The sequence below is a fragment of the Tolypothrix sp. PCC 7712 genome (assembly GCF_025860405.1).
GTDB lineage: Bacteria > Cyanobacteriota > Cyanobacteriia > Cyanobacteriales > Nostocaceae > Aulosira > Aulosira diplosiphon.
In genome coordinates this window covers 1812097-1836055 of the sequence record NZ_CP063785.1, presented here as the reverse complement: position 1 = coordinate 1836055, position 23959 = coordinate 1812097, and the positions used below count along the sequence as shown (strand labels likewise).

The window sequence follows — 23959 nt, the reverse complement described above, 5'->3', positions numbered from 1 at the left end:
CGAACGGCGATGAATACAGCTAACTTCCCGTGGCTGACGACGATTATCTTGTTACCGATAGCCGCGTCGCTACTGATTCCCATCATCCCAGATAAGGACGGCAAAACCATACGCTGGTATGCCTTAATTGTGGGATTGATTGATTTTGCACTGATTGTTTACGCTTTTTATACAGGCTATGACTTCTCCAACCCCGATTTGCAGTTGGTGGAGAGTTACGCCTGGGTACCGCAATTGGATTTGAAATGGTCAGTCGGGGCTGATGGCTTATCTATGCCCCTGATTATTTTGACTGGATTCATTACCACCCTGGCGACCTTAGCAGCTTGGCCTGTGACACTTAAACCCAGGCTATTTTACTTTTTGCTATTGGCGATGTATGGCGGTCAAATCGCCGTGTTCGCCGTCCAGGATATGCTGTTGTTTTTCCTGGTGTGGGAACTGGAATTGATTCCGGTTTACCTACTGCTGGCGATTTGGGGTGGTAAAAAACGGCAATATGCAGCGACCAAATTTATTTTGTATACCGCCGGCGGTTCGCTGTTTATTTTACTGGGTGCTTTGACAATGGCCTTTTATGGCGATACAGTCACATTTGACATGCGATCGCTCGCTTTAAAAGACATCGCCCTCAATTTCCAACTTTTACTGTATGGCGGCTTCTTAATTGCCTACGCTGTTAAATTGCCTATTATCCCTCTGCACACCTGGCTACCAGATGCCCACGGTGAAGCGACAGCGCCAGTGCATATGTTGCTGGCAGGTATTCTGCTGAAAATGGGTGGTTACGCCTTAATTCGCATGAATGCTCAAATGCTGCCTGATGCCCATGCTTATTTTGCACCTGTGTTAGTGATTTTGGGGGTCGTAAATATCATCTACGCCGCCCTGACATCATTTGCCCAACGTAACCTGAAGCGAAAAATTGCCTACTCTTCAATTTCGCATATGGGATTTGTCACCATTGGTATTGCCTCTTTCACAGATTTAGGATTGAGTGGGGCAGTATTGCAAATGGTTTCTCATGGTTTAATCGGGGCAAGTTTATTCTTCCTCGTCGGTGCAACTTATGACCGCACACATACCCTCATGTTGGATGAAATGGGTGGTGTAGGTAAGAGAATGCGGAAGATTTTCGCCATGTTTACCACCTGTTCTATGGCTTCTTTAGCATTGCCAGGAATGAGCGGTTTCGTAGCAGAATTAATGATATTTGTTGGCTTTGCTACCAGCGATGCGTATAGCTCCACATTTAAAGTCATCGTGGTATTCTTGATGGCAGTTGGGGTGATTTTAACTCCAATTTATTTGCTCTCAATGTTACGCGAAATTTTCTACGGTCAAGAGAACGAAGAGTTAGTTTCTCACCAAGCATTGATTGATGCCGAACCTCGTGAAGTCTTTATCATTGCTTGTTTGTTAGTTCCAATAATTGGGATTGGTTTTTATCCGAAGCTGCTAACTCAAATTTATGACTCTACAACAGTGCAGCTAACAGAACGATTGCGCGATTCAGTACCAACATTAGCACAACAAAAAGAACTACCAAAGGTTTCTTTAGCTGCGCCACAAATTGGTAACTAAAATCAAGATTGATAGTTGATATGACTATTAATTTTAGAGCGGGTAATATACTCGCTCTTTTTTATTGAGCTTCTTGTGTCAGTTGCGGATTGTCATTAATTGTAGAAATATATACCCCTATTAACAATGTTTATAAAAAATTAGGTTGGTACAGAGATTGAAATTACAGTTTTTGTATACTATAGTCAGCTTTGGCACGAAAAGAGCTTGTGATTACAGTGAATAAAGGAATCAACTCACCATTTAGGTATGCAGGTGGAAAATTTTATGCACGTAAGTTAATACTCGATTTTATACCCAACCACAATAGTTATGTAGAACCTTTTGCAGGTGGGGGCTCAATCTTTTTTGCTAAAAATAAAGTTAGTGGTAATTGGCTCAATGATATAGATGATGAATTAATTAATTGTTATATGATAATTCGGGATAATCCCGAACTTTTAATTGAGCGTCTAAAAGATGAAAAAGCTACTAAAGAAAGACACACATATTATAAAAAAGAGTATAAAGCAACTAACAATATAGAAAGGGCTACTAGATGGTACTACCTAAATAGAACTTCATATTCAGGAATAATGAATATGGTGAATTGTTATTGGGGGTATGGAGAAAAGTATAGTATGAGACCTGAAAATTGGTCTCGTAATATACTTCGCACTTCTGAAAAACTTCAAGGTGTTAATATTACTTGCTCTGATTTTGAAAAAGTAATTTCAGAAGTAGATGATGGATCATTTATATTTATAGATCCACCATATTATAATGCCGATCAAGATAAGTTTTATACTCATTCTTTTAGCAAAGAAGACCACGTTAGACTCTGTAATTTACTAAAGAAAAATAGTAAAAGAATAAAGTTTTTACTTACTTATGATAATACAGAAGATATTAGAGAATTTTATAGTTGGGCAACAGGTATCCATGAAATGGAATGGAATTATACAATAAATAGAACTGATGACCAGAAAAAAACAACTAAAAAAACAGAAAAAGAAAAAGGTTCAAGATATAAAGGTAAAGAAATATTTATTATAAACTACAATATTAAAAGTATTGAAGATTACGAACAACTAAATATAGATTATAATTCAATACTACAAATTCTATAGTTTTGCAGTAGATACTTGAGGTAATAACTTGTGGCTCTTCATTACAAATTATGCTAAATCTCATTCACAATAATCATGAAACCATGACTAAGCAAAGAAAAATGGCATTATTGAATAACATTTTAGATATTGAATAGGACGTTGATATTTTAATCTAAATTTTGATATCTAACTAATAATTTGGCATAACAGGTAAGGAAGAACATAATTTGTGAGTAATTAGATAAGTTATTAAATCAAATATTTTCTAGGAAAGATATAACTAAATTAAGGCAACCTTCAATTTCATACCAAAGTTGACAAGGTTTATCAGTTTGAGGGTGAAATTGAATAATAGGATAATTAGGAATAAAATTACAATCAGTGTTATTTGTGCATTTTTTACGGGTGCAAACAATTCCGTTAGTACTATTAACGTTTTTTTCAGCACGTTCTACTATTCCTATATATATCCTATTGACACCTGCTACCTCAGGAAGTTTTTCCTGATTAACAATATTTTTATAAACTTAGATATTACTACTATCTAGCTTGATTTTAACTAAAACCTCAATTCTGCTGAGGATATCAGCAATAAGATGATGGAATATTTAGACATCTGGCTGGCATTCTTTTCCTACAATCTATCTAGAGTCAGTATTTAGCATACCGCTCATGTTAAACTACAACCCGTTGCATTGTTTGCCATCTTCCGAAGAATTACTCAACTCTGACGATACCCCTGTGGATAATCAATTACAGCATCTCATCCCTGCCTTGCTTGAAAGTACCGTGACTATGATTTGGTCAGAACGTTGGGATTGGTTTTTTGGTGTGAATATGGGTATTTATTATGACCCAAATCATCCAGCCCTTGTCCCTGATGGATTTCTGAGTTTAGGAGTGAAGCGCTTTGTTGATGAATATTTACGCTTGAGTTATGTGCTATGGGAAGAAAAAGAATTACCAATTTTGGCATTAGAAGTTGTTTCGCAAATACATCGGGGAGAATATAGTACTAAAAAAGAGCTTTATGCTAAAAAATTAGGGATTTTATACTACGTTATCTATAATCCTCTGCGGCGGAAAAAATCTCCTTTAGAAGTTTATCGCCTCGTAGATGGCGAATATGTACTCATGTCAGGAAGTCCTGTTTGGTTACCAGAAATTGGTTTAGGAATTGGCAGACATCGAGGAATTTATCAAGGAATTGCACGGGAATGGTTGTATTGGTATGACGAAGAAGGGCAAAGGTTGCTCACAGTAGAAGAATGTATCGAAGAAGCGGAAGAAAGAGCGAATGTTGAAGGACAAAGGCGTTTGGCAGCAGAACAAAGAGCGCGAATACTAGAAGACAGATTAAGAGCTTTAGGTGTGGAACCAGAAACTTTAGCTTAATTAAAAAGGGAAAGGGATAAATGATAAAAACCTTTTCCTTTTTTGCTAACAACATTTACATATTTAGTTTGAATATGCCTAATTTTAGCTAAATGTAAAAAACGGATTTCTCAGCACAGATAAATCAAAGATTATTTATTAATTACAACTATTTTCAATATTATTTCTCACGAAATAACTATCCTTGCGCCCAACACACCGCTAAATAGATGACGCGTTACTGCTAAGTCTCAAATCCTGAATACTGCGGAACCATAATTTAAAATAAAAGGTCAGTGTGTCTGAACTATCGGTACAATTTTATCTCCGTGCTTATATAGCAGTAATTGTATTTACCATAATTTCAGTTGACTTGTCCTATTCAATCATTAACAATTACACTAAAACTCATGAGGTTTCTGGGGGTTAGCAGTAATCTTGAACACACTGGCTGGACGCTACGAAATCATTCGGCAATTAGGCGGCGGTGGTTTCGCTGTAACATTTCTGGCTAGGGACAATTTGCAACCTAGCAGACCTTTGTGTGTAGTTAAGCAACTCCGCCCTAACCAAACCCATCCTCGTGTTGTAGAATTTTTTGAAAAAGAAGCGGCTATTCTCGAAAAACTGGGCCAACATCCCCAAATACCCCGATTACTAGCACATTTTAGTGAAAGAGAAAATCTTTACATAGTTCAGGAATTTATCGAAGGACAGGACTTAAGCCAAGAAATCATTCCTGGGAAGCCACTAAGTGAAGATTATGCAACTAAATTGTTGCAAGATATTTTAGAAGTTTTGTCTTTTATACATAGTAAAGGAGTGGTTCACCGCGATATTAAACCCCAAAATTTGATGCGGCGACATCGGGATGGTCAGATTTTTCTCATTGATTTTGGGGCGGTGAAAGAACTTGGTTCTTTGATAGTGAATTCCCAAGGGGAAGTATATACCAGCGTGGTCATCGGTACTTCTGGGTATATGCCGTCGGAGCAAAAAAATGGTAGACCTTGCTTAGGTAGCGATGTCTATGCGGTGGGGATGACGGTAATTCAAGCTTTAACTGGTGTTGTACCTTCACAATTGCAAGAAGACCCTTTAACAGGTGAAATTATTTGGCGAAGTAAAGTACAGGTGAATGACCATTTGGCTGAGGTGTTAACTCAAATGGTGCGCCGTCACTTCAGTTTGCGTTATAGCCAAGCATTAGAAGCTTTGGAAGCCTTAAGATTACCACCAACAATTCTGCTGAATCCTTCAGCCAAGCAAATATATTTTCAAGAGGCTAGAAGTCGCGCGCAACAAGGTCAAGGAACTTTTTCAATTTTTGCTTTAAAAATATTAGAATCTAAGCAAATTGAGTTGGGTTTATCCCAGGAAGAAGCTGAAGAAATTCATGAAAAAGTTCTCCAACCCTATCGCGAATATCAGCAAAAATTACAAGAGTATGAACAAGCTTTAATTGATGCCGTTAAACATCAATATCCCTTCAACACCACTACTCAAAAAGATTTACAAGATTATCAGCAGTATTTAGGATTACGGCAAGAAGATATTGCAGCGATAGAACTAAAGGTATTTCCCCAAAAGTCACAGCAGAGAAAAGAGCAAATTCAAACTGAGATTTTTGAGTTTGAGTTTGCTACCTTAACTTACAAATCTGGATTTTTGGATACTACAAAAACTTGGGAAATTAACCGTATTCGTGGAGTATCTAAGCTTTTTATAGACAACTTAAATAATGGCTTAGTTTTAGAAATGGTTGCCATTCCTGGGGGTCAATTTATGATGGGTTCCCCCAGGGATGAAATAGAAAGATATAACTCTGAAAGTCCCCAACATTTAGTGACGATTCAACCTTTTTTCATGGGGAAATATCCTGTTACCCAAAGCCAATGGAAAGCTGTAGCTGCACTGGAAAGGGTAAATATTCAATTAAATCCCGAAGCTTCCCATTTTAAAGGGGCTAATCGACCTGTTGAGCAAGTATCTTGGGATGAGGCGATGGAGTTTTGTGCCCGACTTGCTCAAGAAACCGGAAAACCCTATCGTTTACCAACTGAGGCAGAATGGGAATATGCCTGTCGTGCAGGAACAACTACACCGTTTTGTTTTGGTGAAACTATTACAACTGATTTAGCTAATTACAACGGTAAATACTGTTATGGTGCTGGGCCAAAGGGCGAATACCGTGGGCAAACCACTGATGTGGGCACATTTCCCGCCAACCCCTTTGGTTTATATGATATGCATGGTAATACATGGGAATGGTGCCAAGATAGCTGGCATAAAAATTATAAAGGAGCACCAGCAGATGGCAGTGTGTGGATGAGCGATAATCATACTCGTCTGCTGCGTGGTGGTTCATGGAATATCAATCCCTGGAATTGTCGTTCAGCAGTCCGCAATTGTAACGCCAGAGATAATAAATACATCAATGTTGGGTTTCGCGTTGTGTTGGGTTAGTTGCGGAATCAGCCGGATGTAATAAGGGTTTGTGATAGCAATTCAAATAATGTTTGCGACAGATACAGCTTGTAAGGTATATAAATTTTAGGGGCACAATATATTGTGCCCCTAATACGATTTGATGAAGGTTGGAAAGACGCGATTAATCGCGTCTCTACAAGATGTAAACGTCAATTTATTTGTTTTATCAGAACTGTATTGATTGTGCCCCTCAGGAGGTATTTTATTTACCTGAAATAAGCTGTAATATGCGAAAACATTCTCAATAAACCTAGTACAACAAGGCGTAAATAAATCATTTATTCTGAATCAAAAAAAGCTGATGCTGTGTTGATTTGAGATTTTGAATTTTGTCTCGTGGTACTAGGTTGGCGCTGCTAGCAACTTAATCATCGGGCTTTGAGCACAGATTTGCTAGCACTAAGGTTACATAAATTTGGAAATAAGGGTACTAGGCAATTATGGATATAGTGGTGATTTATCGATACCGCCGACGTGATTTAAAGGCCAAAAACGCAACACAGCACGACCGATGATATTTTGGCGAGGAACCACACCCCAGCAACGGCTATCGTAGCTACTGTTACGGTTATCGCCCAGCACTAAGTATGAGTTTTGGGGTATTGTCTGAGGCTGTGCTAAAAATGGTGGCTGCTGTCCAGATGTACAAACGTCAATTACGGTGCGTTGTTGGGAACTCAGGTAATTTGCTTCTGGCAGGGGTTTATTGTTAATAAAGACTTTGCCATTTTTCAGTTCTACTTTTTCTCCAGGCAAGCCAATTACACGTTTAATAAAAGCATCGTGGTATTGTTCTTTTTGTAACTCATCTGTGGGTGAAAAGACCACAATGTCCCCTCGCTGCGGCTCGGAAAACTTGTACTTCAATTTATCCACAATGATCTTGTCTGCTTCCCACTGATTTGGAGTCCCATGCAGCGTGGGTTCCATTGAACCAGAAGGAATCCAGCGAGCTTCGGCAACAAAAGTACGAATACCTAAGGCTAGAACTATACTTAATACTACTGTTCTACCTAGCTCTGCAATCCAAGAATGATCGGGTTGTTGACTAGAATTTTTATCAGACACTTGATTTTGCATGAAATTACTGAAGTTAAAAAAGATGCAGCTACTTAACTCGCCAAGGGGAACTATATTTTTGAATCTTAACAGGAGAACTTTGATATTGTAGTTATGTTGCCATATTTACAATCAGATACATAGGTAAAAATAAACTTTTTTCTCACCCGCAGCAAAAATTGACTCTTAAGAGTGCAACCAAGTTTAACCTAAAAAGATAGTTCTCTGTTATGTATAGTCCTCTGTCTTAATATTGTTAACTCCATGTCATCTCCCAAAAGTTTACTGATTCGCCGCGCCCGTATCATTCTACCTAATGGTGAATTGATGGTTGGGGATGTGCTGACGCGCGATCGCCAAATTGTCGAAGTTGCACCAGAAATATCTACACCCACACCCACTACAGAAATTGACGCAGCTGGGTTAACTTTGTTGCCAGGAGTCATAGATCCGCAAGTACATTTCCGTGAACCAGGACTGGAACACAAGGAAGACTTGTTCACCGCTAGTTGTGCTTGCGCTAAAGGGGGAGTAACTTCCTTTTTAGAAATGCCGAACACACGTCCTCTCACAACTAATCAAGCAGCTTTAGACGATAAGTTACAACGTGCCTCCACTAAGTGCTTAGTTAATTATGGCTTTTTTATTGGGGCAACGGCAGAGAATTTGCCCGATTTACTGACTGCCAAGCCGACACCAGGAATTAAAATTTTTATGGGATCAATGCATGGTCAGTTATTAGTTGACCAAGAAGCTGCCCTAGAGGGAATTTTTGCTCAGGGCGTTAGCGAAGCTCCTGCGAAGCAGGCTCGCTTAATTGCTGTTCATGCTGAAGACCAAGCTAGAATTAACCAACGACGGCAAGAATTTGCGGGGATTCACGACCCAGCAATTCACTCGCAAATTCAAGATAATGAAGCCGCATTATTAGCAACGAAGCTGGCATTAAAACTTTCTAAAAAATACCAACGGCGGCTGCATATTCTGCATATGTCCACTGCCGAAGAAGCCGATTTGCTGCGTCAAGAAAAACCAACTTGGGTGACTGCAGAGGTAACACCACAGCATTTAGTGTTAAATACCAGCGCTTATGCAAAGATTGGCACTTTAGCACAGATGAATCCACCTTTGCGATCGCCCCACGATAATGAAGTTCTGTGGCAAGCTTTACGCGATGGTGTGATTGATTTTATCGCTACAGACCACGCACCCCACACCTTAGCAGAAAAAGCCCAGGAATATCCCAACACCCCCTCTGGTATGCCTGGGGTGGAAACTTCCCTAGCTGTGATGTTAACCGCAGCGATGGAAGGGAAATGTACCGTGGCCCAAGTTGTCCAGTGGATGTCAAAAGCTGTGGCTGCAGCTTATGGTATTCCCAACAAAGGTGCGATCGCGCCTGGGTATGATGCTGATTTAGTTTTGGTAGATTTAAATACCTACCGCCCAGTCCGCCGCGAAGAACTATTAACTAAGTGCGGTTGGAGTCCTTTTGAAGGCTGGGATCTGACTGGATGGGCTGTTACCACTATTGTGGGTGGTGAAATTGTCTATGACAAAGGCAAGTTAAATACAGAAGTTCGCGGTCAAGCGTTAACTTTTGTATAGGTTGGGGACTGGGGACTGGGGACTGGGGGCTGGGGACTGGGGAATGGGGAAGGGGAAAATAAGATTTCTGTTGAGGTAAACTAACAGTATTTTCAAGGTAAATATCAGTATTTTTGACTGAAAAAGCTGATTTAGGTAATAATTTACCTTACTAAAATTGCTGGCTGAAACTATCGCAAAATAGTCCAACATTTTCGGCAACTTATTTGAGCTAAAAGTGCCGCAAATAAAGTAATAGCTAGAGCGATAGAGTAAAGTGCTGAATACGGAGTTTAATATACTTTTATTGCCGCTTAAGCATACATTTAAGCGGCAATAAATGCCTGAAGAGAAAATATTTTATGATTGCCAAGATGACAAAATTCATAGGTAGTTATAATTCCAATGATGACAACGCATAAATCACTTGGTGTGCTGTCAGTAAAAGAGCGTGACAAGAACAAATCGAACCAAACTTCCTTCACATCAGGGAGTCAGTTTGCGTACAACAAGTAGAAATTACAGCTTGAATGCTTGCGGTGGACGTACACTTGCTCTCAAATGGCACCTGGTATTACTTGTGGCAGGGGTCTTACTCCCTGTTGTCCTATTTGCTGTTGCGATTGTACAAAAACTCACGTTGAATGAGCGTGCGTCATCAGAGCGCCGCTTGCTTCTAGCAGCACGCAATCTTACTCAAAATGTAGAGCGTGAGGTTTCTAGCACAACCAGAACACTACAAGCACTGGCTGCCTCTGACCGACTTGACAACAATGACTTAAAAGTCTTTTATAACGAGGCGCAGCGTACATTGGAGACGCAGCCAACTTGGTTGGGTGTGATCCTGCTCACGCCAAACAAACGCCAGATATTGAATACTTTCCGTCCCTATGGCAGCGCACTACCTTTTACAAATGAGCCTGAAAGTGTACAGCGTGTTGTGGAAACACAGCAGCCAAAAGTGGGCTACCTCGCCTTTGCACCTTTCAAGCAGCAATGGGCATTTCCTGTGCGTGTTCCAGTAGTACGGAACGGCAAACTACGATATGTGCTGACTGCTCTCATCTCCTCAGAATCGCTCACTCACACTATCAAGACCCAAACAACTGTGGATGGGGAATGGACACGTACTGTCATTGATGGTCATGGAATTGTTGTGGCTCGGACTCTTCACCCTGAACGCTTTGTGGGCAAGCCAGGTACCCCGTCTTTTCGCCAGCGAATCGCAGCAACAAATGAGGGTGTTTACCGCGAGACTACTTTGGAAGGAGTGCCTGTGTATGTTGCCTTCAGTCGAGCAAATTTCTCGAACTGGACGACAGCCGTTGTCGTTCCCGTGGAAATAATTGAAAGTCCGGCTCGTCGTGCAATGTGGCTAGTAATTGGCTCTGGTTTGGCGCTGCTCTTAGTCAGTGGTGTAGGTGCTTTGGTTCTCTCGCAGAGGATTTCTCAAGGCATCACTGAGGCGGCTGGTGCCGCAGAAGCGCTTGCTAAAGGTGAATATCCTCGCATCAATCCCTCCAGCATTCAGGAAGTGGCCTTGTTAGGCGAAGCCTTAGAATTTTCAGCTAACCTGCTGTTGCAACGTGAACGTGAGCGGAACGAATATTTGACGCAGGTGGAAGCAGCACGAGCTGAAGCAGAAGCGGCTAACCGTCTCAAAGATGAGTTCTTAATTACCTAGGACTTACGCATTGACAAAAAATATTATTGATGTGTACTAGGCAGCACAAGTATTGGTGAGATTGTCCACAATATAATCACGCACAACTAAAGTAAACAAGTTTCTTTGTAATTCATACCAATTAGAAATGATGTTTTCAGACCGCATTAGCTCTAAACGAACAAATGCTTGAAGTGAGCAAAATATGTGTGTTTTAATTGCATGGCTATCTCTAACCCTTACGGGTTCGCCAGTTGCTTCAAGTCGGGAGACCCGCCCAACGCACTGGCTCACCATAAATCGACAAATTCCACATACTTGTTTTATTGCTCTGTGAAAACTTTCTATTCCCCAATGAGTATCATGAATTGTCACAAATTCACTGCGAGTTATTTGCTGAAGAGCTTCAGCATCTGGTAGATACAATATATAATGTCTAGAGTCTTCTTTTTTGAAGACTTTCCTAAACAATTTGATAAATCCAAATTCTCTCAGATGAGTTACCAACCCTTCATCAGGAATCTCTAAACCACTTACTTGGCAATACTTTCCTGGTTCATTAGAGACAGTTCTATTTTTCTCAACCCCAAATAGAAAACCCAATTTCTGGTTTCTTAAAAATTTTAAGTTTTCTACTCCTGAGTACCAACTATCTCCTGTTACTAGCCTTGGTTTTACACCCCAATCAATTACTTCAATTAGCATCTCTTGGAAATAATCGTTCTTCGTTTTCCCCTCCTTTTTATCGTATATTCTGTAATTTATTGGTACTGAGCTTCCATGTATGTCGCTGTAATACAGCGTAATTAAATTTATCCCTTTGATACTTTTATGATATTTACCTGACCAAAAATAACCGATTAATTCTGCATATTTTGGATTACTGTACAGTTTTTCTATGACTGTGTCGTCTACACTTAAAATCCCTCCTGTCAAGTTAATAATAGTCTTTACCGTACTGAACAAATCATAGGGAGCGTATCTCTCCCTCAACAAAAAACGGTTCACACTATCATGTGAAACATTCCCCAATATTTCTGCTAACCTACTGCATCCTCCATGCTTCGGTTCCGATAACAAAAATAGAGTGTAATGTTCCAGATTGCATTGTGCTGTTGAGAGTTTACTGATTTCTCTGATTGTCCGATACCTATTTGTAGACAACACTTTTTTCTTAACGCATTATTTTATCATTCTGTCAATGCGTTAGTCCTATTACCGTCTCTCATGAACTGAGAACCCCTCTCAACGCCATTTTCGGCTGGGCCCAGTTGCTACGTGGGGGGAAGCTTGATCAAGAAAAGACAAAAAATGCGATCGCTACTATCGAGCGAAATGCCAAAGCTCAAGCACAATTAGTCAATGATCTCCTCGACACATCGCGAATTATTCTGGGAAAACTCCGCCTGGAAACACAGCCGTTAAATTTAGCCACTGTGATTATTAGTGCTATCGATTCGGTGCGTCACGCGGCAGAAGTCAAAGACATCGATTTACAAGTACAACTTACCAATGTCGAACCTGTTTTAGGAGACCAAAATCGACTTCAGCAGGTAGTATGGAACCTGCTCGCCAATGCGGTTAAATTCACGCCTCAAGGTGGATGGGTGGAAGTGCAGCTTCAGCAAGTTGACTCACTGGTTGAGGTGAGAGTACGTGACACTGGTGTAGGTATCAAAGCAGAATTTCTGCCATACGTCTTTGAGCGTTTTCGCCAAGCAGACGGCTCAACCACCAGGGAGTATGGTGGTTTAGGCCTGGGTTTGGCGATTGTCCGTCATCTAGTCGAGCTTCATGGTGGAACAGTTCAAGCTGATAGTGATGGAGAGGGGAAGGGGGCAACTTTCATGATTCAACTTCCTGTGATGGCTCGTCAGGAAAGCATTAGCATTCCACCGATCGCATCGACAAATGGCACTTACAAAAACTCTGACAAACTTAAGGATGTGCGGGTGCTAGTGGTGGATGACGAACCTGACGCACGCGATTTAGTCTCCGCAATACTCATGCAACAGGGGGCAGAAGTATGCACTTGCGCCTCTGCTGCACAAGCCCTCAACAAAGTATCCACTTGGAAACCCGCTATCATTCTTTGTGATATCGGGATGCCATTAGAAGACGGCTACGATTTTATTCGCAAAGTCCGAGACTGGGAAAGTGAGGTAGCTGTGCATATTCCAGCTATAGCAGTGACAGCCTTTGCCCGTGAAGAAGATAAAATTAAAGCGATCGCTTCCGGCTATCAAATGCATATCCCTAAACCCCTAGAGCCAACACACTTGGCTGATGTGGTAGCAAGCTTAGTAGCATCAAGAACTAGAATCTAGCATTTTTACTCAGCACTCTTGTACAGACGCGATTAATCGCGTATCTACAACTCAGAACTTTACAGCGCCCAAATTTCCTTACCAATAATAACTAATGCAATGCCAATCATCGCTATTAGTGTCACTTTCCCCCCAGGGACGAGTGGTTGATGAATTTTATTTGACTGTTCTAAACTGTGACGCTGTTTCCAAGTCATCAGCGCGGGAATAATACCTGCTAAAACCGAGATATTGAACGTGCCAACATAATCCAAGGCTGTAAAGAAAATTTTGGGATTAATTGCCCCTAAACTCATAGCAGGTAAAAGAATCACCGAATAAAGCGGTAACCTGCTAGAAAATTGCACTTGGGTAACGAAGAAAATTTCTTGGAAGAAATCTAGCAAGCCATAGACAAATCCAATGAATGATGTAGCGATCGCAAATTCTGAAAAAATTGAAACTAGTACGCCCAGCCACTCTCCAGCACTACCTGAACGCAGAATTTGCAAAGGGTCAAATATAGTTCTACCATCGACAGTCTTCTGAAGTATCTCCGGGCTGACGCTGCCCAAAATTACTGCATTCCACGCCAGGAACATGATTAAGGGAATCAGAGAACCAATCACAATAGACTGCCGAATTTTACGAGTGTCGCCTTCTAGCTGCGTCACCACCACTGGCACGACATTATGGTAAAACAACGCTACAGCCATCACAGAAACGGCGCTACCTAAAGCACTCCAATTTTGAAATAATAATTGTGTGGTTTTAACTTGTTCGCCAGCTAGCAGCAATAATCCGAGAAACGATACTAGGACAATGGCGACAAACACACTATTGAGTTTTTCGACAAACTTTTCTCGCCCCAGATACATAATCCCGCCAAATATCAGGGTAAAAACTATTGTGCCTACCCATGCAGGTAATTTATGTTGGATACCAAGTAAGTTTGCGATCGCAGAACCTAAAATATCGCCACCTTGGGTTGTGTATGCTACCAAGAGGGCATAGTGTAGCAATAAGTAGGTAGCACCAGCAATTCGCCCACCTACAACACCAAGAGTATTTTCAATCATTGCTAACATGCCTACACTGGGACGACCAGCAAAACGCATAGTATTTACAGTGGCTTCGGCAATTAATAATCCTGAAACTAAGGTATATAACCATACACCAATCAACAGCACTGTTGATGGTACAACCCCAGACGGTAAAGTCACCGCAGGTAATGCCAAAATTCCTGCACCAACCGTGGTTCCTGCAATCAATGCTGTGCTACCTAACACGCTACCAGGTTGATGACTTAACTGATTTCCATCAAATTCCAAATTAGAAAACAATCGAGTGACTTGTTCTTGGCTTGATTTGAGAACAGTCTGCATAAATGTCTAAATTAAAAACAAAATGTTAAATTATGTAACCAATCTTAGCAAAAGCTTTCGTTAGTGTCTTTATAAGCACTAGACATACTCAATTGTGGGAATAATATTATTTATTCACCTTTAAAGCATATCTAGCTAAATTCCTGTGCCTTGTTTATATCATTCCCATAATTATTGTATTTTCTTGCTTATTCTTGCTCTAGCTGGTTGTCAAAAAGTTCAGTCATTCAATAAGCTTCCTGCACCCTTACCGCAAGATCCATTGGTGCAGGTTTACTTTAACCATTCCGAGTCCTCAGAATTTACCGAACCTTACCGTCAGCAAGTTCGTCTGGGAGATAATTTAGAACAGCATATTGTCGATGCAATTGCTCAATCTAAATCTACCGTCGATGTCGCCGTTCAAGAATTACGTTTACCAAAAGTAGCTCAAGCATTAGTAGATAGACAAAAAGCTGGAGTCAAAGTCAGATTAATTTTAGAAAATACCTATAGCCGTCCTTGGAGTAGCTTCACAAGCGAGGAAATTAGCCAGTTAGAAAAAAGGGAACAAGAACGCTATAACGAAGTTCGTAAATTTATCGATATTAACCAGGATAATCAGCTCAGTTCTGAAGAAATTAACCAAAGAGATGCTTTGGTAATCGTACAAAATGCCAAAGTTCCTTTAATAGATGACAAAGCCGATGGGACAGCAGGTAGCAGTTTAATGCATCACAAATTTGTGATTGTAGACAATAGCATTGTGATTGTTACTTCTGCAAACTTCACTTTGAGCGATGTTTTTGGAGACTATAGTAATCCCAGTAGTTTAGGCAATGCCAACAATTTCTTAAAAATAGAGAGTCCAGAACTAGCAGCTTTATTTACAGAAGAGTTTAACACCATGTGGGGTGATGGCCCAGGCGGTAAGCCAGATAGCCGATTTGGTTTGCAAAAACCAGCGCGATCGCCAAAAACTATTACTTTAGGTGAAACTAAAATTACTGTACAGTTTTCGCCAACTTCACCCACTCAACCTTGGAGTCAGAGTACAAACGGTTTAATAGCTAATACTTTAGAATCAGCTACTAAATATGTGGATATGGCATTGTTTGTATTTTCCGATCAACAATTAGCTAATGTTCTCGAAAATCGCCATCAAAACAAAGTCAATATTCGCGCTTTAATTGAACCACAATTTGCCTATCGTTCTTACAGCGAAGGCTTAGATATGATGGGATTTGCACTAGCTGAAGAGTGTAAATATGAAGTAGATAACCGCCCTTGGAAAAATCCTATTACTACTGTTGGCGTACCAACTTTACCAAAAGGCGATTTATTGCATCACAAATTTGCTGTTATTGATGGTAATACAGTAATTACAGGTTCTCATAATTGGTCAGAAGCCGCTAATAATGGTAACGATGAAACCCTACTAGTAATTGAAAATCCTAAAGTTGCTGCCCATTATGTACGTGAATTTGCTCGTCTTTATACAAAGGTAAAACTTGGTTTACCACTTACTATTCAACAAAAAATTGCAACCGAAGCCAAACAATGTCCGCAAATTAAATCTCCAACATCCAGTACAAATCAGATATCTCCTAAAATCAATCTCAATACCGCTAGCCTAGAAGAATTAGAAACCCTACCAGGTGTTGGTAAAAAATTAGCACAGCGAATAATCATTGCTCGTCAACAGCAAAAGTTTACATCTTTGAATGATTTAGAAAAAGTCCCGGGTGTTAGTACCAAAATGATAAATAAATGGCAATATACTATTACTTGGTAGGTAAAAATATTGAAATATTATAACCTTTATTAGCTTAGTGAAGTACAAATTTATCGGCGTATATCCGCGTTAATCCTCTTTCATCTGCGGTTAAATTTTTATTGTTGAGTTACAGCAATATGAGAACAACTATAGGGATATAAATTTATTGTGAGTATATTGACTGCTCTTACAATAAACTGCTTAGGTGACATCAAAATATCAAAATCTGAAGACGATGCGTTACTAACGCATCCTACTTCTTCTTGTAGAGTTGATTTGAATATCTTCTGACTCAGCCAAAAGTATAGTATTCGTATATCTCTGTTAGTAGAGGAAATTTGATTTATCAGTTTTTAACATAAACCTAAAGTAGAGATAACTGGAGTAGGTTTATGGCTTATAACAAGATAGACGAATTACCACAGGATATCAGAGAGCAACTGCCTGAACATGCTCAACAGATTTTCTTTGCAGCTTTCAATGCGGCTCAAAAAGACGGTATGAGTGAAAATGGAGCGCGTGAAGTTGCTTGGAATAGCGTCAGGAATGAATACCAACAAGGTAACGGTGGTCAATGGCAGAGAAAACCAGAAGATCCCCCGATACATCATAAAGCTATCACCACTGGTGGCAATTAATTGCCTTTTTATTAAAGTTTAAATTCCCGGCGGTTTGTCTTGGTTACAAACCGTCTTTTGCCAATTCAACAGCAACGGGTAAACCCAGTACCTCTCTAGAAATTTTTAGTACTATATTAGGGCGAAAAGGCTTGGTTATATACAAATCTGCACCTACATCAATACCTTGTTGTTTATCGAATTCCTGCCCGTTAGCAGTAAGCATAACAATGTAAATATCAGGGATTGCTAGTTTTTTCTTAACAGTATTACAAACTTCTAGACCATCCATTTTTGGCATAATTATGTCTAAAAAGACTAGTTTTGGCTTTTCTGTTTGAATAATTGCTAATGCTTCTTCACCATTTTTAGCCATCAATAATTCTACTTCTTCATCTTCTAGGCTTTCTAGCACTTCCTCCATTAGCAAACGCATACTAGCGTCATCATCAACAATTAGTAGCTTATTGTTCATACAAAGTAAATTCTTTCCTCAATGACTTCTAAATAAAATAACTAATAAATATTTATATTAGCCCCTGTGTAATTATTTTCTCTTGGATTAATCATCCTCCTTTGATTAGTTTTTAGCAAGATTGACATCTTGGATTTACTTATAGCTGTGCCAATAATATTGTATATCTATGTATTTAATATGTCTGTCAGTATTTCTAAGGTTAAAAAATTTTTATTTACTACTAAAACATCAATTATGAAACCTGCTATATGTGGCAATCCCCTAAAAACTATTGCAAGATAACTCTAATTATTAATCGGCTGATGCACAAGAGATTATAGTATATTGTTTGCCATATTTGTGAGCTACAACTATAAAAAATTAACCGCCGAGGGCAGAGGATAAACGCTAATAAATTTGTACTTTACTAGGTTAGAAACCGCTATAAGAATATAAAATATGTAATTCAAAAACCTATACCATCTTGATTTCAAGCCTCTTTTTTTAAGTCAGTGCTTTGTTTATAGCCTGGACTTAGCAAGAAATTTACATTAATAAATAAGGCGGGGAAAATTACTTATTTATTCTTGTTTTCCAATAAAGAAATTAGTCAATAATAGATTTATGGACTGGTTTTTACCTTAATCAGTAGAAAAGTCATAATTGTGTAGAACCGGAATTTCAATACTAAAAGTAGTTCCCATTCCCATTTGAGATATACAACGCAGCAATCCGCCATGTTTTTCAATAATTTGATGGCTGATAGATAGACCTAATCCAGTACCTTTACCAATAGGTTTAGTAGTAAAAAATGGCTCAAATAATCGCTCTTGAATATTTTCTGGAATACCTGGGCCATTATCACTAATCTGAATTTTTAGGCAATTAGAGTTAACTATCTCAGTAGAAATGCGAATTTGGTAATTTTCAGGTGTTTTCACCCCCATAGGCGGCCATGGACAACTGATCATTGACTCCTCTAAAGCATCGATCGCATTGGCAATTAAATTCATAAATACCTGATTAAGCTGATTGGCGTAGCCTTCAACCAAGGGAATATCACCATACTCTTTAATAATCTGAATACCTAAGTTTCTTTCTCTGGGCTTGAATCTACCTTGTAAGATGAGTAAGGTGCTTTCGATTCCTTCATGAATGTCAACTGGCTTCATCTTTGCCTGATCTAGGCGGGAGAAGTTTCTGAGAGTTAAGGCCAGTTGGCGCATTCGCCCCACTCCTACAATCATGGAGGACAGCATTTTGGTCAAATCTTCGATGAGAAACTCTAAATCGAGATTTTCGATAACCGTTTGAATTTCTGGTACTGGCTTGGGATAGTGATGTTGATAAAGTTGCAATAAATCTAAAATTTCTTGTGTAGATTGTTGAATATGGCTGAGGTTACCACTGACATAGTTAATGGGGTTATTCATGTCGTGAGCAACTTCTGCAACTAAATTACCTAGAGAAGACATTTTCTCACTTTGAATCAGCTTTCTCTGTGTTTGCTGAAGTTCAAACAGAGTTAGCTGGAGTTGCTGCGCTTGTTCTTGGGCGACTTGTGCAGCATTACAACTTTGCTCGTAAAGCAGCGCTTTTTCAATTGCACCTGCTGCTTGCAATGCCAAAATACTCAGCAGTTTCCAGTCTTTAGTAGAGTAAGTTGTGGGAGTCTGATTACACATCACTATTGCCCCAGTTAGCTGCTTTTTAGACAGTAAGGGTACGCAAATCAGAGAGCTAACTTTAGGTTCCATCTCCACAAATCTGGGATCTGCCAATACATTGTTGACTATTTCACCTTTAGGCGATCGCAGAATTGTACCGATGATTCCTTGACCTAGTTTGAGGGGTTCTGACCATGAGCTAAGTTCGCCATATTCCCAGAGAATTTTCAGCCAACTAGTTTTGTCATCTAACCATAAAATTGCACCACAGCTAGAAGGAATGCATTGTCTCGCTTCCTCAATCACCAACCTGGCAATTTCTTGCACATCTAAGCTGGCGGTAACTTGTGTAGAAAGGTCTTGAAATAAGTCTATTTCTTGATACTTTTCTAACAATTCCTTAGTTAATGACTTTTTCTCGGATTGCTGTTGTGCTAGGTAGGAAATGAGGGTAGCAATACTAGCTGCTTTTTGATCCCCAACTACCCAACCAATTACTTCTTCTAGCAGTAGTACTGGGTATCTAGACAGGCTGGCATCACTTTTAATACCAATTAGTGCTGTACCCTTGATATCTTCAATACAAATAGTAGTGCCCATCTCCCTTTCCAGGTGATTGAGGATGGCCAGAAATTCTTTTTGGGTGACTAACTTACGAAAATTGATTGGAGTCATCTAAGTGTGGCACTACCAGTTCACAGTATTGCTGTTTTTCAACTCACCTGGAAACATTACTAGGTGATATGAGTAAATTGAGCAGCCTTTGTGGGCCTAAGTTTATTGTTCCCATGCAATAGGCAGAAATAAATCATTACACTGAATGATAGTTGCCCAAGTGGGATGGATATTCCCTAAGAACAAATGACTCAACGAACTAATAGAATTGTGATCCTGGGTGGCGGCTTTGGTGGTCTCTATACTGCCTTACGCTTGAGCCAGTTACCTTGGGAGTCTACGCAAAAACCCGAAATTGTCCTGGTAGATCAAAGCGATCGCTTTTTGTTTTCTCCTCTACTCTACGAATTGCTGACGGGCGAACTCCAAACTTGGGAAATTGCCCCACCATTTGCAGAATTATTACAAGGCACAGGTATACGCTTTTATCAAGCTGTGGTGTCTGGCATTGATATCGACCAGCAACGAGTACAGTTACAAGATGGGCCGGAAATCGTTTATGACAGATTAGTGCTGGCGCTGGGTGGAGAAACACCGCTAGATTTGGTTCCCGGTGCCACATCCTATGCTTTCCCCTTCCGCACTATTCCTGATGTTTATCGGCTAGAAGAACGCTTGCGAGTTTTAGAAGAATCCGATGCTGATAAAATTCGGGTGGCAATTGTGGGCGCAGGTTATAGCGGTGTCGAGTTAGCCTGTAAGTTAGCCGACAGACTAGGAGAAAGAGGACGCTTCCGGCTGATAGAACTCAGCGACCAAATTTTACGAACTTCCCCAGACTTTAACCGTGAAGCGGCAAAGAAAGCTTTGGAAGCGCGAGGTATATTTATTGATTTAGAAACCAATGTAGAGTCTATTGCTCAAGATACTATTTCCCTAGAATATAAAAATCAAGTTGATACAATTCCTGTAGATTTGGTGATTTGGACTGTCGGAACGCGAGTAACTCCCGTAGTTAGATCCCTACCACTGAAGCAAAATCAACGCGGTCAAATTACAGCTACAGCTACTCTACAAGTTCTAGACCATTCAGAAATTTTTGCTTTGGGGGATTTAGTAGATTGTGTTGATGCTCAAGGTCAGCAAGTCCCTGCTACTGCTCAAGCTGCTTTTCAACAAGCTGATTATACTGCTTGGAATATTTGGGCTTCCCTGACAAATCGTCCTTTACTTCCCTTCCAATATCAAAAGTTAGGGGAAATGCTGGCGCTGGGAGTAGATAATGCTACTTTAACGGGTTTGGGAATCAAGCTAGAAGGGCCATTGGCATATTTAGCACGTCGTCTTGCCTATCTTTATCGGTTGCCTACTTTCGATCATCAACTCAGAGTTGGTTTTAATTGGCTAGTACGTCCTATTATAGAAACGCTTTCTCAGTAGCAAATAGTGCGTAAATATAACTATGCACTGAAGCTCGATCAGGCATAATCTCAAATCCAGGACGCAAAAGCATAACAGTTTGATGGAACGACCGAAAGTTATTTTTTTAGATGCTGTAGGCACACTCATCGGGGTCAAAGGTAGTGTGGGCGAAGTTTATAGTAAGCTAGCCCAGGAATTTGATGTGGAAGTTTCCGCTGATACATTAGATAAAACATTTATCGAAAGCTTTAAAGCCGCACCACCGCCGATATTTCCTGATGCAGACAACCAAGACATTCTCCAGCGCGAATTTGATTGGTGGCGAATCATTGCCCTCAATACTTTTGAAAGCGCAGGCGTTCTCAAGCAATTTTCTGACTTTTCGGCTTTTTTTAGTGAACTTTATATCCACTTTGGCACTGCTGAACCGTGGTTTGTTTATCCTGATGTGCTACCAGCTTTGATTAACTGGCGGCGGATGGGAATCGAATTAGGAGTGTTGTCTAATTTCGATTCCCGCATTTATTCAGTGTTGCAAAGTTTAGGACTCAGGGACTTTTTCACCTCCATCACCATTTCTACGGAAGCACGCGCCGCTAAACCAGATCCTCAAATTTTTGCTATAGCCTTAGAAAAACATAAGTGTCCACCTGAGGCTGCATGGCACATTGGCGACAGCCCAGAAGAAGACTATCAAGCTGCTAAAGCTGCTGGCTTGAGAGGTATTTTGATCAATCGTGAGCAAAAGTCAGGACTCAATATTTAGGAGTGCTGAGTCAAGAGTCAAGAGTCAAAAGTCAAGAGTCAAAAGTCAAATAAATGTCTGAATTTTGAATTTTGCATTGCTTGTCCCTTTTTCTGCCTTAACTTCCCCAGCTTTAAAAGTAATGGGATATTTTTTATTTGAAAGTCCTTGACCCTCCTATTTTACGGAGGGCTATTTTTGTGTGATTTTTTATTAACTGTATGGTCAGTCATAAAATATATTGAAGATAGTGGTGGCGATCGCATTCACTAAAAAACGCTATCACCCCATATAGGGCTGCAATTGGCGGCTACAAGGAGGATTTGCAAATGGATCTACATTACGAAATCCAAGGAAAGGGCGATGCGATCGCTCTCATTCATAGTGGCGGTGCAGATTTACGTGATACACATCCAGCAGAGGTAACTAACCTGATTAGCGATTTTTTGAGCGAGTAATAATCTAAAGATGCCCCGCACCCCAGCAGAAAATGAACGTATCCGTCAGGCTACCAAGGAGCAAATCTTAAAAGCGGCGATGGAGCTTTTTTTCAGCAAAGGCTATCACGCCACCTCTATTGACGACGTTGCGAAAACAGCGAAGATATCCAAGGGACTTCTTTATCATTATTTCAAAGGCAAAGAAGATGTGATTGCGGCACTGGTTGATATGCGACTCCACGATTTATTGTTTGTCATGGAAGCGGCGGCTGCAAAACCAACACCTGCCGAACAAATCCGGCACATTGCCGAAGGAGCTTTAGAAGATGTCCGCCGAAAACCTGAAGTTTTCCGTTTTTACCTCAACCTGTTTACCCAACCCAGGCTCGATCCAGTCGTAGCTAAATACAGCCAGAGGTTAATGGATGAGCAAGAAAAGCAGTTTGAGGTGCAGACGGAAATGTTCACAAAGCTGGGGGTAGCAAATCCACGCAAGCGATCTATCTATTTCTCCTCAACTTTACAAGGCATCATGCTAATGTTTTCTACCTATCCCAATACTTTTCCTTTGGATGAGGTGAAAGCGCAAGTCATTGAGGAGTTTTGCAGCCCGTGAAAATACCTCATTCCACAGGGAATAGGGCATTGGGCATTGGGCATTGGTGGCTTAATAGAAATTTACAATCCAAAATCCAAAATTGTATTAGCTATATCCGGGAAATCGCTAAAAACGCCATCAATTTCTAAGCTAAAAAATAGTTCATATTCTTGTTTTGGATTCCCTTGAAAGTCTAAAGGTAAAAATAAATCTTCATTGCGGAAAGTCCAAACATGAACCAGCAAAGAAGCTGCATGAGCATCGGTAACTAAGGATGTAGGCGGTAGTAATTTACCTGTGCTATCTCTGGGAACAAGTAGATTTTTATGAATTCCTATAGCTTGTGCATATTCTGCAATTTCTTTTAACCCTGAGGCTGTAATTAAATCGCTATATGTGCGCTCATCACCATTAACGATAAAATCATAAGGTTTACCAGTATTATTAATTAATTGCACCAGAGGTAAATCAGTTTTTGTTGATAAATATTTGAGGTTGCTAACTTCAAAAGACTGAATAAAAACAGGTGCATTTGCGCCTTGATAACCGTTAGCTGCTAAAGTTTTTAATAGCGGTTCTTCTAGAGATAAACCAATCGATTGAAAATAAATTGGGTGCTTAGTTTCTGGATAAATGCCAATAGTCCGATTAACCGCAATACTTTTAGCTTGAGCTAAATCGATGATTTCTTGCAGTGTAGGAATTTCAAATAAACCATCATATTTTGTATTTTGCGATCGCACTTCGGGAATTCGCTCTTTTGCTCGTAGGGTTTTGAGTTCGGCTAGGGTAAAGTCTTCGGTAAACCAGCCTGTCTTACTCTCCCCATCAATGATTTTGCTAGTTTGGCGTTGAGCGAATTCTGCATGGCTAGCAACATCAGTAGTTTCCGAAATTTCATTTTCGTGACGCGCAATTAATATCCCGTCTTTAGTAGCAACTAAATCAGGTTCAATATAGTCAGCCCCTAAATCAATTGCTAATTCATAAGCCGCTAATGTATGTTCGGGACGATAGCCGCTAGCCCCTCTATGGGCGATGATAATCGGTTTAGTATTTCGCAAAATGATAGCTATATTATTATCTTCTTAACTCTATAGCAT

General features: G+C 40.1%; 19 protein-coding genes. 13 read left to right on the top strand and 6 right to left on the bottom strand.

Annotated features, from left to right (window positions below):
- The first annotated feature begins 9 nt into the window (after nt 1-9).
- From ndhD1 to HGR01_RS07410, 4 genes are all read left to right on the top strand, one after another.
- On the top strand, nt 10-1584 hold the full coding sequence (ndhD1, locus tag HGR01_RS07425; protein ID WP_045869094.1) for a photosynthetic/respiratory NAD(P)H-quinone oxidoreductase subunit D1: 1575 nt from the start codon (nt 10-12) through the stop codon (nt 1582-1584).
- Between the two features lie 191 nt (nt 1585-1775).
- A complete protein-coding gene (locus HGR01_RS07420; protein ID WP_228045511.1) occupies nt 1776-2693 on the top strand; it encodes a DNA adenine methylase in 918 nt (305 codons plus the stop codon).
- Nucleotides 2694-3347: 654 nt separating this feature from the next.
- Complete coding sequence (locus HGR01_RS07415; RefSeq protein WP_194007828.1) at nt 3348-4070, top strand: Uma2 family endonuclease; 723 nt, start codon at nt 3348-3350, stop codon at nt 4068-4070.
- Between the two features lie 417 nt (nt 4071-4487).
- Nucleotides 4488-6515, top strand: coding sequence for a bifunctional serine/threonine-protein kinase/formylglycine-generating enzyme family protein (locus HGR01_RS07410; protein ID WP_045869097.1), 2028 nt, complete (start codon nt 4488-4490; stop codon nt 6513-6515).
- A 462-nt stretch (nt 6516-6977) separates the two neighbouring features.
- Here the strand turns inward: HGR01_RS07410 and lepB are convergent, their stop codons facing one another.
- The gene (gene lepB / locus HGR01_RS07405; protein ID WP_045869098.1) at nt 6978-7619 is read right to left on the bottom strand and encodes a signal peptidase I; all 642 of its coding nucleotides are present in this window, start codon (nt 7617-7619) and stop codon (nt 6978-6980) included.
- Between the two features lie 243 nt (nt 7620-7862).
- Here lepB and HGR01_RS07400 point away from each other — a divergent pair, with 243 nt between their 5' ends.
- Together HGR01_RS07400 and HGR01_RS07395 are read left to right on the top strand one after the other, a co-directional pair.
- Nucleotides 7863-9206: a dihydroorotase gene (locus HGR01_RS07400; protein ID WP_045869099.1), complete on the top strand. Its 1344-nt coding sequence runs from the start codon at nt 7863-7865 to the stop codon at nt 9204-9206.
- 430 nt (nt 9207-9636) lie between these two features.
- Nucleotides 9637-10869: a cache domain-containing protein gene (locus HGR01_RS07395; protein WP_052335117.1), complete on the top strand. Its 1233-nt coding sequence runs from the start codon at nt 9637-9639 to the stop codon at nt 10867-10869.
- Nucleotides 10870-10905: 36 nt separating this feature from the next.
- Here HGR01_RS07395 and HGR01_RS07390 read toward each other — a convergent pair whose 3' ends face one another.
- Nucleotides 10906-11928 (bottom strand): transposase, encoded by a 1023-nt coding sequence (locus tag HGR01_RS07390; RefSeq protein WP_081583864.1) that lies wholly within the window; start codon nt 11926-11928, stop codon nt 10906-10908.
- A gap of 191 nt (nt 11929-12119) precedes the next feature.
- Between HGR01_RS07390 and HGR01_RS07385 the strand changes: the two genes are divergently transcribed.
- Complete coding sequence (locus tag HGR01_RS07385) at nt 12120-13175, top strand: ATP-binding protein (protein WP_052335118.1); 1056 nt, start codon at nt 12120-12122, stop codon at nt 13173-13175.
- Between the two features lie 59 nt (nt 13176-13234).
- On the opposite strand, the gene HGR01_RS07380 is transcribed toward HGR01_RS07385, so the two are convergent.
- Nucleotides 13235-14539 (bottom strand): amino acid permease, encoded by a 1305-nt coding sequence (locus HGR01_RS07380; protein WP_081583941.1) that lies wholly within the window; start codon nt 14537-14539, stop codon nt 13235-13237.
- Nucleotides 14540-14723: 184 nt separating this feature from the next.
- On the opposite strand from HGR01_RS07380, the gene HGR01_RS07375 reads away from it, so the two are divergent.
- Both HGR01_RS07375 and HGR01_RS07370 read left to right on the top strand, forming a co-directional pair.
- The gene (locus HGR01_RS07375) at nt 14724-16313 is read left to right on the top strand and encodes a DUF655 domain-containing protein (protein ID WP_228045281.1); all 1590 of its coding nucleotides are present in this window, start codon (nt 14724-14726) and stop codon (nt 16311-16313) included.
- Nucleotides 16314-16687: 374 nt separating this feature from the next.
- Complete coding sequence (locus HGR01_RS07370; RefSeq protein ID WP_045869101.1) at nt 16688-16933, top strand: ChaB family protein; 246 nt, start codon at nt 16688-16690, stop codon at nt 16931-16933.
- A 43-nt stretch (nt 16934-16976) separates the two neighbouring features.
- Here the strand turns inward: HGR01_RS07370 and HGR01_RS07365 are convergent, their stop codons facing one another.
- Nucleotides 16977-17387, bottom strand: coding sequence for a response regulator (locus HGR01_RS07365; protein ID WP_045869102.1), 411 nt, complete (start codon nt 17385-17387; stop codon nt 16977-16979).
- Nucleotides 17388-18010: 623 nt separating this feature from the next.
- On the bottom strand, nt 18011-19711 hold the full coding sequence (locus tag HGR01_RS07360) for an ATP-binding protein (protein WP_045869103.1): 1701 nt from the start codon (nt 19709-19711) through the stop codon (nt 18011-18013).
- Between the two features lie 186 nt (nt 19712-19897).
- On the opposite strand from HGR01_RS07360, the gene HGR01_RS07355 reads away from it, so the two are divergent.
- The 4 genes from HGR01_RS07355 to HGR01_RS07340 all read left to right on the top strand — a co-directional run bounded on the left by HGR01_RS07355 (nt 19898) and on the right by HGR01_RS07340 (nt 22874).
- Complete coding sequence (locus HGR01_RS07355) at nt 19898-21091, top strand: NAD(P)/FAD-dependent oxidoreductase (RefSeq protein ID WP_045869104.1); 1194 nt, start codon at nt 19898-19900, stop codon at nt 21089-21091.
- An 82-nt stretch (nt 21092-21173) separates the two neighbouring features.
- Complete coding sequence (locus HGR01_RS07350; RefSeq protein WP_045869105.1) at nt 21174-21839, top strand: HAD-IA family hydrolase; 666 nt, start codon at nt 21174-21176, stop codon at nt 21837-21839.
- Nucleotides 21840-22147: 308 nt separating this feature from the next.
- On the top strand, nt 22148-22276 hold the full coding sequence (locus HGR01_RS07345; RefSeq protein WP_255325171.1) for a hypothetical protein: 129 nt from the start codon (nt 22148-22150) through the stop codon (nt 22274-22276).
- Nucleotides 22277-22286: 10 nt separating this feature from the next.
- A complete protein-coding gene (locus HGR01_RS07340) occupies nt 22287-22874 on the top strand; it encodes a TetR/AcrR family transcriptional regulator (RefSeq protein WP_045869106.1) in 588 nt (195 codons plus the stop codon).
- 62 nt (nt 22875-22936) lie between these two features.
- On the opposite strand, the gene HGR01_RS07335 is transcribed toward HGR01_RS07340, so the two are convergent.
- Nucleotides 22937-23920, bottom strand: coding sequence for a glycerophosphodiester phosphodiesterase (locus HGR01_RS07335; RefSeq protein WP_228045279.1), 984 nt, complete (start codon nt 23918-23920; stop codon nt 22937-22939).
- Nucleotides 23921-23959 lie beyond the last annotated feature (39 nt).